Here is a 14,849-nt window from a genome sequence, read left to right on the forward strand (position 1 = left end):
TTTTATTGCGTAGTGTAGAAATAATGGTTTAGGAAAATATAACAACTTAATAAATGCCAAAAATAGCTGTAATAACTGTAAATTATAATGACAGGGAGGGTCTCAAGAAAACTTTGGACAGCGTCACCAAGCAGTCTTATAATGATTTTGAATTTATCGTTATAGATGGTGGCAGCACCGACGGAAGCAAAGAAGTCATAGAACAGTACAAACATAAAATTTCTTATTGGGTAAGCGAGAAAGACAATGGTGTTTTTCATGCCATGAATAAAGGAATAATGGCTTCGTCTGCAGAGTTTGTCATTTTTATGAACGGAGGTGATTGTTTTTATAACAATACTGTGCTGGAAGATAATGCAGAGAGCCTAACTGCGGATTATGATATTTATTATGGCGACAATTATAAACAAAAAGGAAACTCCAAAAGATTAAAAACCTATACCGAAAAATTGAGCTTTTCTTTCTTTTACACCAGTTCTATAAATCATCAGTCAACGTTTATTAGAAGAAGGCTTTTTAATGACTATTTTTATTATAACGAAAATTACAGAATAGCTTCAGATTGGGAGTTTTTTGTTTACACAATCTGCCATCAAAATGTTCCGTATAAGTATTTAAAGAATACGATTGCAGTCTATGATTTTACAGGAATTTCTTCAAATCCTAAATTTAAAGACTTGTATGAGCAAGAAAAAAGGCAGACATTTCTAAAATATTTTCCAGCCATAGTAGACGATTATAAAGAAGTTGACGTTTTAAATTCTAAGCGCTTTTTGCAATTTCAACATATTAAAAATTATAAAATAGCCTGGAAATTATTGAAGGCTTTTATAAATTTATTATTGCTATTTTTGCCAAAAAGAGAACAAAAACAAATTTGATAAATAATATACCGAGTATAAAAATTATATGAAAAAAATCCATGTAGGCTTTTTGTTTTCACATGATTATGAAAAACTAAAGTTGTCAATACCACCTGTTTACAATGCTTCCGATAGGATTTTTATTGCTATTGATGAAAATTATTTGACCTGGTCAGGAAATAAATTCGACGTTGACCCTACCTTTTTTGAATGGTTGAAAGAATTTGACGTTGACAACAAAATCGAAATTTATCGAGATAATTTCTATATTCCATCAATGACTGAAATTGATATGGATTCTCGTGAACGTCATTTGCTTTCTTTGAAAATGGGAATCGGCAACTGGTTGATTCAGGTAGATAGCGATGAATATTTTTATGATTTTGAAAAGTTTGTTGCCGACCTAAGAAAATTCGATCATTATCTCGATAACCCAGAAAAGAATAAAATACAGATAGCTGCTTTTTGGATTATCTTGTATAAATACACCGAGAAAGGAATTTTGTATGTTGATAAGCCTATGAAAGCTGTTTTTGCGACAAATTATCCAAATTATACCTGCGCGCGAAGAACAAAGGCAAGAGTTATTTATACCGATAATATTATTCTGCATGAATCCTTATCGAGAACAGAAGAAGAATTACGTTTTAAGCTCGAAAACTGGGGACATAAACGCCAAGTAAATCCGGATTTCTTAAATAAGTGGATAAAGGTTAATGAGAACAATTATAAAGACTTGCGAAACTTTTACTATATAGAGCCCGAAAGATGGAAGAGGCTTAATTATTTTCCGAGTACAAATCTTAAAGAAATCAAAGAGTTTATCATCAGTTCAAAAGTACTTCGAATTCCGAAAATTTATCTGGCGGGAAAAAACTTCGGACAATGGTTCAAGTTTTTATTTAAAAAATAAACTGTTTTAAAAACTAAAGAGGATAAAATTGGCTTTCCAACTTTATCCTCTTTTTGTATAAAGGTTTTTTATCCTAGTATTTTCTGATACACATCTAAATATTCAGTTGCCGATTTTTTCCAGTCAAAAGAAGCAGCTCGTTCTCTTATAATTGCTTGCCTTTCTGCTTTATTGATTTCATAATCATGTAGTCCTTCAAAAACTATATTTTTCATATATTCCGGATCAAAGTTATCCCAATAAGTTGCAGCATTGCCGCCAATTTCAGGAAGAGATGTTCTATTGGCTAAAAAAACTGGTTTGCCAAAGCTCATGGCCTCGATAGGAGGAAGGCCGAAACCTTCGCGGATAGACGGAAATAGGAAAGCTGTACAATTTTTCATGAAAAACTGTTTTCCTTCTTCATTTACTTTTCCGGTAAGGAAAACCCGACTAGACAGTCCGTTGTCAATAATTAGTTTCTGAATTTCTTCGCCATATTTTTTATTGTTGTTTCCCGAAATGATGAGATTAAAATCTGTTATTAATTTCATCATATTGACAAGCGCTTCGTAATTTTTTCTGTGCAGAAAATCTCCGATTGTATAAAAAAACGGTCTGTCTACAGGAACATTCGGCAAAAATAGAGAAGTGTCGATGAGCGTAGAGACAGGATTCCCATTATAAATAACATATTCTGGCACATCAGGCACATTAAAATATTTATGTGTCTCCGCTTTTGCAAATTCTGAGATATAGGTTATTGCAGTCGATTTTTGAAGCTTGGCGCAAAAAAGCTTGTTCAGTCTATGCTCCGGGTCTGGAGAAACCTCGTCTATAAAATGCACATCATGAATGGTGAGCAAATATTTGTTGCAGTAATAAGGCTCTACTTTTGTATTCTGATTTACAGAATGCCATAAATCGTATTTTTTTCTGATTCTAAACAGTGAATGCCTAGAAAGTGTGCTATAGCGATGATATTTGAATTTATCCTTAAATTCTTCTTTAAGGAGTTCAGGATGAGAAGTATTAAGTGTTAATTCATAATTTTTAAAATCCAAAGAAGACAACCCTTTAATTAATTCATAATTAAAAGTTCCTAAACCGGCCGCTCTGTTGTTTATATTATGTGTTTCAAGAAAAATACTCTTCGATGACATTTTTGTTTTTTTACGAAAATACAATAATAATTTGAAGTGTTAAATCGTATATGTATTTTTGTTGTTTATAAAAAACAACTGATGAACTTTAAGGTAAATCCTCTTTTCGAAAATCATTCGGCCTCTATACTTGAAACTATCAAAAATTTCGAAACCTCTGGTGAACTTTTTGGCAACGGCGACCGCAATAAAATAAAACTTTTTGATTTTCAAGGAAAAACGATTAATATAAAATCATTTAAGATTCCGAATCTGATCAATAAGATTGCGTATCGTTATTTCAGAAAATCAAAGGCACAGCGTTCTTTTGAATATGCGGTTACCTTGTTAGAAAAAGGAATAGGCACGCCTCAGCCAGTTGCTTACCTCGAAAATTTTAGTTTCTTAGGACTAAAAAACAGTTATTATGTAAGCGAACATTTGATAACCGAACTGACCTATAGAGAATTGGTAGAAATTCCCGATTATCCGGATAGAGAAAATATCCTCAGACAGTTTACCAGATTTACATTTGGCCTTCATGAAAAAGGAGTTGAATTTTTAGACCATTCTCCAGGAAATACCTTAATCAAAAAAACAGGCAGTAACTACGAATTTTTTCTGGTCGATTTAAACAGAATGATTTTTCACCAAAGTATGAGTTTTGAGCAGCGAATGGTAAACTTCAGCCGTCTAACTCCTTATGAAGACATGGTGAAGGTGATGAGCAACGAATATTCAAAATTCTACAAAGAACGCTCAGAAGAAGAAATTTTTAAAAGCATGTGGCAGTTAACTGCAGCCTTTCAAGAAAAATTTTATAGAAAAAAACGTTTAAAGAAGAAACTCAAATTCTGGAAGAAATAATACGGTTCAGTTCTTTATAACGAACATACACGCTATAGGCATTGAGGTAACAAATAACAATTCCTCTTGCACCATCCAAAAAACCAAATCTGATTATAAACTGATATAAAAATGTATAAGTTGGATGCAAAAACAAAAGAAATTTAGATTTGTTGTGTTTTTTCTTAAATTTTTCATTTGCCTTAAAAATGCCGTAATTGTACATTTTTAGTTTATAATCATTGTAATTTGAATAGGAGTAATGAATGAGCTTGTTTTTTAATACGGCAGTATTTCCGTTTACAAGTAACTTTTCATGCACCATTCTGTCTTTGCTGTAAAAGCAGTCGTTTTTCTTAAAAAGCCTGAAAATTTTGTCTGTTTGCCAACCGCTAAAGCGTAGCTTACGGTTTTTAAACATAAAGGTTCGGTAAACCAAGTAGGCGCTAACGTTGTTGTTGCTATTTGCGGCAATCTCAATTTCTTTTTTGAGAGCTGGCGTTATGCGTTCGTCGGCATCAATAAACAAAACCCAGTCGTTTTTTGCCTCTTTTAAAGCAAAATTTCGTTGAGAAGAATAATCTGTAAATTTATGTTGAATTAGTTTTACAGCCGGAAAAGATTCGATTATTTCTACAGTTCTGTCGTTGCTAAAAGAATCAACTATAATGATTTCATCAGCAAAATCAATATCATCGAGCAGTTCCTTAATAAAACGCTCTTCATTGAACGTAATTATTAATACAGATATTTGCTGCTTCTGAATAGTATTCATTCGATTTTGGCTTTTCAGTTTTTGTATTCCTGAAAATAGGTTTCTAATTTCTTTAAAATCAATTGCAGCGGATATTCAGCATAATATTCAAAAGTATGTTCTTTGATGTATTGCTCAGTATGCTTTTCGTAGATTTCTGGTTTTAAATCTTTTAAGTGTATTGAAGCGTTTTTTGCTTCATTTTCGAATATCTGCCAAGTTTCTTTTCTAACAGATGGAGTAAAAATAGAAAAAGTCGGAACTTCTAGGGCCTTTGCCATATTTACAGCACCTCCTTCATTTCCAATCAACATTTCGCATTGCGAAAGTAAAGCTAAAAATTTTCGAAGATCGGTAGCATACAAATCAAAGACAATATGTTTTTTTGTTTCTTCTGCACAATGATTATAAACTTCTAGAGCTTGTTCTTTTTGATTCGGAATATAATTAAAGAGAATAGTTGCGTTTGTTTTAGCTACTGTAAAATCAATAATCTTTGCCATTCCTTCTAGCGGATAGGTTTTGTAGTGTTCGCTTCCTAAAATTCCAAACATAATTAACGGCTTCTCGGGATCGATGTTGTAGCTGTTCAAAAGGTTTTTCGCCTCTGTTATTTCAGATTCTTTTAAAAAGATTTTCGGTTTCACATTCGTTATCTTCTCAGAAAAAAAAGGTTTCAGTAATAACAGTCTATTCTCTATTGCCAAGCCATGTTCTGATTTAATGGCGTCAAATCTCTCGTAACTGTAATTGTAGAAAATATTAGAGTACCATTTATGATACGATACTTTATACTTTGCACCAGAAAAAAACGTGATTAAGTTGGTCCCTAATTTGCTGTAGACATCGATTACCGCATCATATTTTTTTCTTCGAATCTCAAAAATAAATTTAATGAACCCAAGAGTCGACTTCCTGATTTTATTGGTCATCGGAACAATATTGTCAATATTTGGGTTTTCTTTTAGCACATCAACAGAATTGGGATAACACATATAGTCGATTACCGAATCAGGGAACTTCGCTTTTAGGTTGTTGCAGATTATTGTACTGGTTAATACGTCTCCAATTCTTTTTTGTTGAATTACTAATATTCTCATTTATTTTTAAAGTTCAATTTAAAGGCTAAATTACAAACTATTTTATAAAGAGCACGCAGTATTTGCAGATTGCAATTGAACTAATTAAAAAAGTTTTACTTTTGTGGTTAATAAATTTAATTTAGAATGAAAATTAGCGGTCTGGTTATTACTTTCAATGAAGAAAAAAACATTGGAAAATGTATTGATGCTTTGTTTAAGGTTTGTGAAGAAGTAATTATTGTAGATTCTTTTAGTAAGGATCGTACAGTTGAAATTGCTAAAGAAAAAGGTGCGATAGTTATTGAACAAGCTTTTTTGGGAGACGGACCACAACGAACTCATGGTTTGCCTTTTTGTAAAAACGACTGGATTCTAAATCTAGATGCAGATGAGTTCTTAGATAAAGATGCTGAGCAATTTATCCTTAACGGAAAATATTTAGAGGGCAATTATGATGCTTTTAGCTTTAGAGTAAAAAACTTTCTAGCAGATAAATTAATCGATTTTTCTGGCTGGTATCCAGATCATAAAGTTCGTTTTTTCAACAAACAGACAGCTCATCCTTCTGCATCTAAAGTACATCAGAAAATCATTACGCAGAATGAAAATAAAGTAGCAGTGCATATTTTGCACTATGGCTGGGATTCTTTAGATCAGATTATTGCAAAAAAAAATCAATATTCTGGCTGGCATGCGCAACAGCTCTTTGACCAAGGGAAAAGAATAAATGCATTTAAGCCTGTTTTAAACGGAACTGTTGCCTTTATCCGTTGTTATTTTTTTAAGAAAGGAATTTTTAACGGAATTGATGGGTTGTCGATTGCTATGATTCAGGCTTTCTTTTCTTATATGAAATATGCAAAACTTTTGAAGCTTCAGAAAGAAAAATAAAATTGCGTTTTGTCAAAATAAAAAATCCAAATTCCATCATGTGACGATGAAATTTGGATTTTTTTAATTGAAAATTATATAACTTAACTCATTGGGTGTGATTCCTGTTTCTATTCAACAGATAGAAACATAGATTTTATATCTATAGAAGACACTAAAATTTAGTTTCTAACAATCGGTAGCCATGTTTGTTTGCAACAACTGAAACGCCTTCGAAATTCATAGTTCTTATGGGTTCGATTAATTTCACCCAACAGAGTTATAATTATGTATTACACAGCTACATCGTATTCACGAAGTGCATTATTTAATGAGGTTTTTAAATCTGTAGAAGGTTTACGAGTACCAATGATTAAAGCACATGGAACTTGGAATTCTCCAGCAGCAAACTTCTTAGTGTAGCTTCCTGGAATTACAACAGAACGTGCAGGTACAAAACCTTTCATTTCTACTGGCTCATCGCCCGTAACATCTATAATTTTTGTCGAAGCAGTCAAACATACGTTAGCACCAAGAACAGCTTCTTTACCAACATGCACACCTTCTACCACAATGCAACGAGAACCAATAAAAGCACCATCCTCAATAATTACTGGAGCAGCTTGTAATGGCTCTAAAACACCACCAATACCTACACCGCCACTTAAGTGTACGTTTTTGCCAATTTGTGCGCAGCTTCCAACAGTAGCCCAAGTGTCGACCATTGTTCCTTCGTCTACATAAGCTCCAATATTAACATAACTAGGCATTAAGATTACCCCGCTTGAAATGTAAGCGCCATAACGAGCAACCGCATTTGGGACTACACGAATTCCTTTTTCAGCATAATTTCGTTTAAGTAACATTTTATCGTGGTATTCGAAGATACCAGATTCCCATGTTTCCATTTTTTGGATTGGGAAATACATAACAACTGCTTTCTTAACCCATTCGTTTACTTGCCATTTGTCTCCAACTGGTTCAGCAACACGTAATTTTCCTGCATCAACCAATTCGATTACTTCTCTAATAGCGTCAGTTGTAGTTGTTTCTTGTAATAAAGCTCTGTTTTCCCAAGCTTGTTCGATTATAGTCTGTAAAGAATTCATAGTTTAAATTTTTGGCAAAGATAGCGTATTTACAGAAATGCAAAAAAGCAAAAACTATTCTAAAAAGTTACAGGTATAACTTTTTGTGTCAAATTTGATAAATAAATAACTAGTCTTTAAAATAGTCAATTTTAAAAATTACCCCTAGAAGTTTTTTTTATATCAAAATATGACAAAAGTCAGATTTTGCAAATTTAATTGTGAATAGTTTTGCATCGTTTAAAAAAGGAACCATTCAGAAATAAATATATAAGCACTGTCTAACATGAATCTAGAAAATCAGAACAACAACAGAGTAATAATTGATAAAGAGGTAGCTTGGGATAAGACTCGGGTTATTATGAGCAAAACAAATGCTTTTGGTATAATTGAATATGCTAATGAAGTTTTTGTTGATGTCTGTGGTTACGAAGATTATGAGTTGATGGGACAGCCACACAACATTATTCGTCATCCAGATATGCCAAAAGTTATTTTTAAAGTGCTTTGGGAGAATCTTAAAAACGGGAAAAACTTTCATGCTATTGTTAAAAATCGTGCCAAGTCTGGAAGATACTACTGGGTTATTACCGATTTTGATATTGCCAGAGACGAAAATGATGTCATCGTCAATTACTTTGCCAGAAGACAGTCTGTGCCACAAGAAGTAATTGCTATGCATATAGAGCCTTTGTACAAAAAGTTATTGCAGATTGAAGCCGCAAGCGGTGTTGAATTCAGCGAAAAATACCTTATAGGATTTCTGGAAGAAAAAAACAGGTCTTATGTAGAATACATTAAGGAGCTGATTTACGAGCACGAGAAATCACAAGCGAAATTTGCCAATTATTCTGAAGTAGAAGAAGACGAACACGAAGATCAAAGGGGGTTCTTCGGTCGTCTATTTGGCAGATAGATTATTGGAGTGAATTTTTTTAGTTTTTTAATAATTGGATATGGATTAATCCGTTTTGATTTTTCAGAACGGATTTTTTTGTGAGTTTTTAAATCTTGAAATCAAACTTAAAATGGTATCTTTGTTTTGTAAAAAGACGTATGATGGAAGCTATAAGATTAGAATTTCAGCCTGAAATAAAAGAAAAGATCTTAAAATTGCTAAGTTCTTTTTCTACTGACGAATTGAGAATTGTAGAAGAAGATAGTTTTTCTGATTCTAATTTTGAGGAGGATAAGAAAAAACTGGAAATCGCTTACGCTAAATTAAAAGGTGGTGGTGAAAAGCTATATTCGGTTGATGAAGCGAGTTCAATTTTGGATGAAACATTTTCAAAATATGACAATTAAAATTTCTGAAACATTTCTAGAGTTGCTGAAAGATCAGGTCCGTTATATTTATAAGGACAAACCAAAAGCTGCCTTAAAATTTAGAAGAGATTTTCTTAAAAACATCAAAAAAGATTTAAAGCATCCCTTTCATTTTAAAAAATCAAGATATTTTGATGACGAGAATATACGAGATTATGTTTTTAAGGGGTATGTAGCTGTTTATGAGGTGAATCCTGAAAAAAATATGGTCGTTATTTTCGGTTTTATAAAATATAAAGAAACCCTTTGAAATTTGTAAAATTCAACTCTATTTTTCTAATAAAACAAAATGCCAAGAATCCTTTCTATAGATTACGGTCAAAAGCGCACGGGTATTGCTGTGACAGACGAAATGCAGATTATCGCATCGGGATTGACTACTGTTCCAACTCATACTTTGGTTGATTTTTTAAAAGATTATTTTACTAAAGAAAAGGTAGAAGCCGTTCTAATAGGCGAACCTAAACAAATGAACGGAAATCCTTCTGAGAGCGCTTCGGTAATCAACGGGTTTGTTAAGCACTTTTCAAATATTTTCCCAGAAATGAAAGTCATTCGCGTAGACGAACGTTTTACATCAAAAATGGCATTTCAAACCATGATTGACAGTGGTCTAAGCAAAAAACAGCGTCAAAACAAAGGCTTGATAGACGAAATTTCTGCCACTATTATGCTTCAAGATTATCTTTCTTCAAAAAAATAATGCCTTTCGTCATTATTTTTGCTTTTAATTTAATGGTTTTTAGAAAATCCTAACTTTTATCATGTAAAAATTAGTTTTTTTTTGCAATTAAAAAAGTACCTTTGCACTTTAAAATAAAATACTGTTATGCCTGACGAAACCATACGTTCAAATAGTGATGTAGTACTTATAGGAGCTGGAATAATGAGTGCCACTCTTGGAGTAATTTTGAAAGAATTACAACCTGATATAAAAATTGAAATTTACGAAAGATTAGATGTTGCTGCTGCTGAAAGTTCCGATGCTTGGAATAATGCAGGAACGGGTCATTCTGCTTTTTGCGAATTAAATTACACTCCAGAAAAAGCAGATGGAAGCATTGACCCTAAAAAAGCGATAAGTATTGCCGAATCTTTTGAGGTTTCACGTCAGTTTTGGTCTTATTTGGTACAGCAGAACAAAGTGCCATCACCAGAAAATTTTATTAAAAGTGTTCCTCATATGAGTTTTGTATGGGGCGATAAAAATGTTGCTTACTTAAAGAAGAGATTCGAAGTGCTTCAAAGTAATCCAATTTTTGCTGACATGACTTTCAGTACCGATTTTAAGCAGCTGAAAGAGTGGATGCCTTTGGTTATGGAAGGACGTGAAGAGGGCGAAAATCTTGCCGCTACTCATATGGAAATGGGGACCGATGTCAACTTTGGTGCTCTGACCAGAAGTATGTTCAGTTACTTAGAAAAACAAGAAGGCGTTTCATTGTTTTTTAATCATGAAGTTAAAAAGCTAAGACAGCGTGAAGATAAATCATGGAGAATTAAAATTACAGATTTGTCTACCGGAAAAATACGTAAAGCCTATACTAAATTTGTATTTATTGGTGCGGGAGGAGGTTCGTTGCCGCTTTTAGAAAAAGCTAATGTTCCTGAAGGGCACGGTTATGGCGGTTTCCCTGTAAGCGGTCAATGGCTTAAATGCACGAATCCGGAAGTTATTGCAAAACACCAAGCAAAAGTATACGGTAAAGCGAGCGTAGGAGCGCCGCCAATGTCTGTTCCTCATATTGATACACGTGTGATAGATGGTGAAAAAGCGCTTCTTTTTGGACCTTTTGCCGGATTTTCTACTCGTTTCTTAAAAAACGGTTCTTATCTAGACTTGCCTTTGTCTATTAAGCCGAACAACCTAATTCCGATGCTTGCGGCTGGATATCACAATATTCCGCTTACGAAGTATTTGATTGAGCAGGTTCGTCAGTCTCCAAAAGACAGAATGAAAGCATTACGCGAATACCTGCCTACTGCTCGTTCGAAGGACTGGAAACTTGAAAAGGCAGGACAACGTGTTCAGGTGATTAAAAAAGATGAAAAAGAAGGAGGCGTTTTGGAGTTCGGAACAGAAGTTATCAACACTAAAGACGGAAGTTTAGCAGTTTTATTGGGAGCTTCTCCAGGGGCATCTACAGCTGTAGCGATTATGGTCGATTTGATTAACAGATGTTTTGCAAATCAGATTATAACTCCAGAATGGGAGGCCAAATTGAAAAAAATGATTCCGTCTTACGGACAAACTTTAAATGACAAACCTGAGCTTCTAGCAGAGCTTAGAAAACATACTGCAGATGTTTTAAAAATAAAATAAACTGCTTTTTTAAGTTATTACAACAAATCCAGATGAATTAATCTGGATTTGTTTTTTTTAGGTCAGTAGTGTTTTTAAGTATTTTTTCAGAAAGATTACTCATCCAGATCAATTGCTCTATTACCATTTGAGCTTCCTGCATTTTGGCCTGACGGGTTTCTTTGTCCAGGTCGTCGTCTTCTGCGAGACGTGTAAAGTTTTTTCGTTTTAATTCCTCAAACTGCAGCGTTACATCTTCTTTATCAAAAAAAGTGTCCATTAGAATAGTTTCATTTCTTAAAATGGAAATAGAATGGTCTAAATTAGACAAAATCGTTTTGATGATATAATTGAATGATTCCGAAGCAGATGTTGTCATGTGTGACTGAATGTATGTTGAAAGCGATGCCAAAGCTGACAAAAGGGAATGGTTTAAAACCACTAATTTGTTAACCAAAGGCATCGTTTTTTGTTTTGACTTGGGTTCCTGCATCATGCGCTGAAAAGAAGTCATTAGATTGCCAATTTCGACAAAAGCATTTTTTCTCGCCAATCGGTAAGAGGTTGGCACTTCTCCTTTTTTGTTGTAATAATCAGCAATCTCTTTTAAGTAGTTTCGATTGGCGCGAATTGAATTTTCAATATGAATTGGGGTGTTGATAAACTCCCAAGCAGGCCATAAAAACTGGTTGGCCAAAAATGCCAAAGTTGCCCCGGCAAGCGTATCTACAATCCTGAATTGTATTACTTCGACGATATTTGGCACCAATATTCCGTAAATGAATACGACATACATTGTGACAAAAGTGGCGCTTATTTTGTAATTAATCTGTGTAAATGCAATTCCGAGCATCATGCAAATAATAGAGAGTATGCTTAAAGCAATGTGATTTTGGATAACAGAAACAATTCCGAAAGCGATTATTCCTCCTGCAATAGTGCCTAAAATCCTGTTATATGATCGTTCTTTTGTTAAGCCGTAACCAGGACGCATGATGACTACGATGGTAAGCAGTATCCAATATTCGTTTTGAAGGTCTAATGCGCCCCCGATTGCTAAACCGATTAAAATGGTTATGGTTAATCGTATCGAATGCCTGAAAATTGAAGAAGAATAACTTAGATTTTCTATCAATGTTCGTATAGGATAATATTGAGGCGTCAAGAATTTTTCGAGCTCCTTGTCTTTGTCTTTTAATTTATAAGACTGCATTGCCAGAGAAAAGGCACGCTGAATAATTTTGATTTTGCCGACTTGATTCTTGGCGTACTTTAGCATGTTTGTCAACATCAGGACGCCTTCAGCGGCTTCTTCTTTTCCTAGAGTTTTTTCGTAATCAAAAATGGCAAATTCTAAAGCGTCAAGTTCGTTTTTTAGGTCTTGCTTATCGACATAATTACTAATGCTATGAACATTCTTAGAAAGTTTTTTGAGCGTCGCCGCCAGTTTGTAAGCTACATTCTGATAGGTTCGCAGGACATTTGGATGTTTTGCAAATTTTTCATGCAGTTTGCTGTGGTCAAAAGAAGTATAAAGAGCCAATTCTTGAATTTCAACCAATGTAATAAAAACCAAAAGCATTTTTCTGTTCTGGCTGGTGGTAGCAGAAGCGTTCTGATTACCGATAAGCATTTTTCTCAAATCTTCATGAATCAGATTCAGATCGACCTGAACGGCTAGTTGTTTTTCTATAATAGCTTTGCGATTTGCTTCTGGACTCCACAGATCTCCTCGTAGTTTCAAGTATTTTGCGGTAAGCTTAATACCTTCGGCTATCTGAAGTTCTACATATTTGTAAGGTTGCACAAAATGAAAAACTAATGATACGATAAGATATAAAATACCGCCGATAAAAATGTAGCTCGAATACTCAACAGCTTCTAGGCCTTTATGAAGATGTCCGAAGGAAAGAGAAATTGACAACAATGCCGAGAAAGATATCAAAGTCGCACGCTGGCCGTAGACCGAAATCATTGAACACATAAAAAGCAGCAGGCCTAAAAACGGATAAAACAGGACAGGATACGGGTAAACGATATTGACCAGCAAGTTTACGCCCGCTACGATAAAGGAAGCAGCAATAAGCCCTTTTATTTTGTGACCTAGTGAACTCGGAATATCACTGGGATAGGTAAAAAATGCTCCAAGAGCAATAGTAAAACCGATTTCGAAATGACCTAGAAAATTTAAGATTAAAACAGGAACAACAGAAGCAATGGTTACTTTAGACGCATTTAAAAAAGAAGTACTGTTGGTAAATTTCGTTATACGATCAAACATATGAGAAGGTTTACAAACAAAGATAAGAATTGTACTAGTGATTTTGGCATAATAATGGCTGAGATTTTTAACAGTCTCGAAAAAATATGAGATAATAGGGCTTTAAAATTATTCATTGACTATTTTTTACTATTTTTGCCAGCTGAATTACGGTAACTTGTAAATGAGATTTTCGTAAGATAAAATTATAAATAAATACAAATGATTTTACCAATTGTAGGATACGGTGATCCTGTCTTAAGAAAAGTAGGAGAGGCAATAACGCCAGAATATCCAAATTTAAAAGAAACAATAGCAAACATGTACGAAACCATGTATAATGCTTACGGAGTTGGCCTTGCTGCGCCACAAGTTGGCTTGCCGATTCGTTTGTTTGTTATTGATACGACTCCTTTTAGCGATGACGATGATCTTCCTTCACAAGAACAAAAAGATTTAAAAGGTTTCAAAAAAACTTTTATCAATGCTAAGATTGTTAAAGAAGAAGGTGAAGAATGGAGTTTTAATGAAGGCTGTCTGAGCATTCCAGATGTACGCGAAGATGTTTACAGAAAACCAACAGTTACAATAGAGTATTGTGAAGAAGATTTTGTAATGAAAACCGAAGTTTTTGACGGTCTGATTGCAAGAGTTATTCAACACGAATACGACCACATTGAAGGTGTTTTGTTTACAGATAAAATATCTTCTCTCAAAAAACGTTTGATTCAGAAGAAACTCAAAAACATCACCGAGGGAAAAACATTTCAGGAGTACAGAATGAAATTTTTTGCCGCTAAAAAAGGAAGATAAGATTTCTATACCATTAGAATCAAAACAATAAATCAAAATTCTTAATACTAATTTTAATAAAAATGAATTTAGCAAAAATTTTAGCCATTTCTGGAAAACCTGGTTTATACGAATTAAAAGTACAAACTCGTACAGGTTTTGTGGCAGAATCATTACTTGATGGAAAAAAAATTACTGTAAGCTTAAAAAGCAATGTAAGTTTATTGTCTGAAATTTCTATTTACACGCATACAGGAGAAAAACCATTAACAGAAGTTATGCAGCAAATAGCCATTAAGGAAAATAAAGGCCAAGCTATTTCTCATAAAGAAGAAAATGGTGTATTACTTGCTTATTTCAAAGAAATTCTGCCAGACTACGATGAAGAAAGAGTGTACCCTTCAGACATTAAAAAAGTATTAAACTGGTATAACACGCTTCAAGCAAAAGGTTTGGTGACAGATTTAGCTCCGGCTGTTGAAGAGCCAAAAGAGGAGTCTCCTGTTGCTGATGAAAAACCAAAAAAAGCGCCAGCTGCTAAAAAGGCAAAAGCTAAAAAAGAAGAATAGTATTTTCTTTTTCCTTAATATAATAATCCTGTTAAGAGTTTTTCTTGACAGGATTTTTTATTT

At 33.8% G+C, this 14,849-nt stretch carries 16 protein-coding genes; 11 read left to right on the top strand and 5 right to left on the bottom strand.

Going from position 1 to position 14,849, the window contains the following annotated elements:
• The first annotated feature begins 53 nt into the window (after positions 1 to 53).
• Both E0W73_RS00875 and E0W73_RS00880 read left to right on the top strand, forming a co-directional pair.
• A complete protein-coding gene (locus tag E0W73_RS00875; RefSeq protein WP_135220202.1) occupies positions 54 to 881 on the top strand; it encodes a glycosyltransferase family 2 protein in 828 nt (275 codons plus the stop codon).
• A gap of 28 nt (positions 882 to 909) precedes the next feature.
• Positions 910 to 1,776: a hypothetical protein gene (locus E0W73_RS00880; RefSeq protein ID WP_135220203.1), complete on the top strand. Its 867-nt coding sequence runs from the start codon at positions 910 to 912 to the stop codon at positions 1,774 to 1,776.
• A 68-nt stretch (positions 1,777 to 1,844) separates the two neighbouring features.
• Here E0W73_RS00880 and E0W73_RS00885 read toward each other — a convergent pair whose 3' ends face one another.
• Positions 1,845 to 2,918: a glycosyltransferase family 4 protein gene (locus E0W73_RS00885; protein ID WP_135220204.1), complete on the bottom strand. Its 1,074-nt coding sequence runs from the start codon at positions 2,916 to 2,918 to the stop codon at positions 1,845 to 1,847.
• 81 nt (positions 2,919 to 2,999) lie between these two features.
• Here E0W73_RS00885 and E0W73_RS00890 point away from each other — a divergent pair, with 81 nt between their 5' ends.
• Positions 3,000 to 3,764 carry a Kdo domain containing protein gene (locus E0W73_RS00890; protein WP_135220205.1) on the top strand — a complete coding sequence of 255 codons (765 nt, stop codon included), beginning with the start codon at positions 3,000 to 3,002 and terminating at the stop codon, positions 3,762 to 3,764.
• Here E0W73_RS00890 and E0W73_RS00895 read toward each other — a convergent pair.
• Together E0W73_RS00895 and E0W73_RS00900 are read right to left on the bottom strand one after the other, a co-directional pair.
• Positions 3,745 to 4,518, bottom strand: coding sequence for a glycosyltransferase family 2 protein (locus E0W73_RS00895; protein WP_135220206.1), 774 nt, complete (start codon positions 4,516 to 4,518; stop codon positions 3,745 to 3,747). The genes E0W73_RS00890 and E0W73_RS00895 overlap by 20 nt on opposite strands.
• 14 nt (positions 4,519 to 4,532) lie before the next feature.
• Positions 4,533 to 5,597 (bottom strand): glycosyltransferase family 9 protein, encoded by a 1,065-nt coding sequence (locus E0W73_RS00900; RefSeq protein WP_135220207.1) that lies wholly within the window; start codon positions 5,595 to 5,597, stop codon positions 4,533 to 4,535.
• Between the two features lie 126 nt (positions 5,598 to 5,723).
• On the opposite strand from E0W73_RS00900, the gene E0W73_RS00905 reads away from it, so the two are divergent.
• Positions 5,724 to 6,470: a glycosyltransferase family 2 protein gene (locus E0W73_RS00905; protein WP_135220208.1), complete on the top strand. Its 747-nt coding sequence runs from the start codon at positions 5,724 to 5,726 to the stop codon at positions 6,468 to 6,470.
• A 272-nt stretch (positions 6,471 to 6,742) separates the two neighbouring features.
• Here the strand turns inward: E0W73_RS00905 and E0W73_RS00910 are convergent, their stop codons facing one another.
• Entirely contained in the window at positions 6,743 to 7,558 is an 816-nt protein-coding gene (locus E0W73_RS00910) for a 2,3,4,5-tetrahydropyridine-2,6-dicarboxylate N-succinyltransferase (protein ID WP_125719511.1), read from the bottom strand.
• A 265-nt stretch (positions 7,559 to 7,823) separates the two neighbouring features.
• Here E0W73_RS00910 and E0W73_RS00915 point away from each other — a divergent pair, with 265 nt between their 5' ends.
• The 5 genes from E0W73_RS00915 to E0W73_RS00935 all read left to right on the top strand — a co-directional run bounded on the left by E0W73_RS00915 (position 7,824) and on the right by E0W73_RS00935 (position 11,186).
• The gene (locus E0W73_RS00915) at positions 7,824 to 8,453 is read left to right on the top strand and encodes a PAS domain-containing protein (protein WP_135220209.1); all 630 of its coding nucleotides are present in this window, start codon (positions 7,824 to 7,826) and stop codon (positions 8,451 to 8,453) included.
• A gap of 95 nt (positions 8,454 to 8,548) precedes the next feature.
• Positions 8,549 to 8,842 (top strand): hypothetical protein, encoded by a 294-nt coding sequence (locus E0W73_RS00920; RefSeq protein WP_244248409.1) that lies wholly within the window; start codon positions 8,549 to 8,551, stop codon positions 8,840 to 8,842.
• Positions 8,832 to 9,113, top strand: a complete 282-nt coding sequence (locus tag E0W73_RS00925; protein ID WP_135220210.1) for a type II toxin-antitoxin system RelE/ParE family toxin — start codon at positions 8,832 to 8,834, stop codon at positions 9,111 to 9,113. Before E0W73_RS00920 ends, E0W73_RS00925 begins: the two co-directional genes overlap by 11 nt.
• Before the next feature lie 39 nt (positions 9,114 to 9,152).
• Positions 9,153 to 9,566 (top strand): Holliday junction resolvase RuvX, encoded by a 414-nt coding sequence (gene ruvX, locus E0W73_RS00930; RefSeq protein ID WP_135220211.1) that lies wholly within the window; start codon positions 9,153 to 9,155, stop codon positions 9,564 to 9,566.
• Between the two features lie 126 nt (positions 9,567 to 9,692).
• The gene (locus E0W73_RS00935; RefSeq protein WP_135220212.1) at positions 9,693 to 11,186 is read left to right on the top strand and encodes a malate:quinone oxidoreductase; all 1,494 of its coding nucleotides are present in this window, start codon (positions 9,693 to 9,695) and stop codon (positions 11,184 to 11,186) included.
• 37 nt (positions 11,187 to 11,223) lie between these two features.
• On the opposite strand, the gene E0W73_RS00940 is transcribed toward E0W73_RS00935, so the two are convergent.
• Complete coding sequence (locus E0W73_RS00940; RefSeq protein WP_135220213.1) at positions 11,224 to 13,446, bottom strand: FUSC family protein; 2,223 nt, start codon at positions 13,444 to 13,446, stop codon at positions 11,224 to 11,226.
• A 201-nt stretch (positions 13,447 to 13,647) separates the two neighbouring features.
• Here E0W73_RS00940 and def point away from each other — a divergent pair, with 201 nt between their 5' ends.
• Positions 13,648 to 14,238, top strand: a complete 591-nt coding sequence (def, locus tag E0W73_RS00945; RefSeq protein WP_135220214.1) for a peptide deformylase — start codon at positions 13,648 to 13,650, stop codon at positions 14,236 to 14,238.
• Positions 14,239 to 14,300: 62 nt separating this feature from the next.
• A complete protein-coding gene (locus E0W73_RS00950) occupies positions 14,301 to 14,786 on the top strand; it encodes a DUF5606 family protein (RefSeq protein ID WP_135220215.1) in 486 nt (161 codons plus the stop codon).
• Positions 14,787 to 14,849 lie beyond the last annotated feature (63 nt).

Origin of the sequence: Flavobacterium foetidum (assembly GCF_004634245.1) — a bacterium.
GTDB classification, from domain to species: Bacteria; Bacteroidota; Bacteroidia; order Flavobacteriales; family Flavobacteriaceae; genus Flavobacterium; species Flavobacterium foetidum.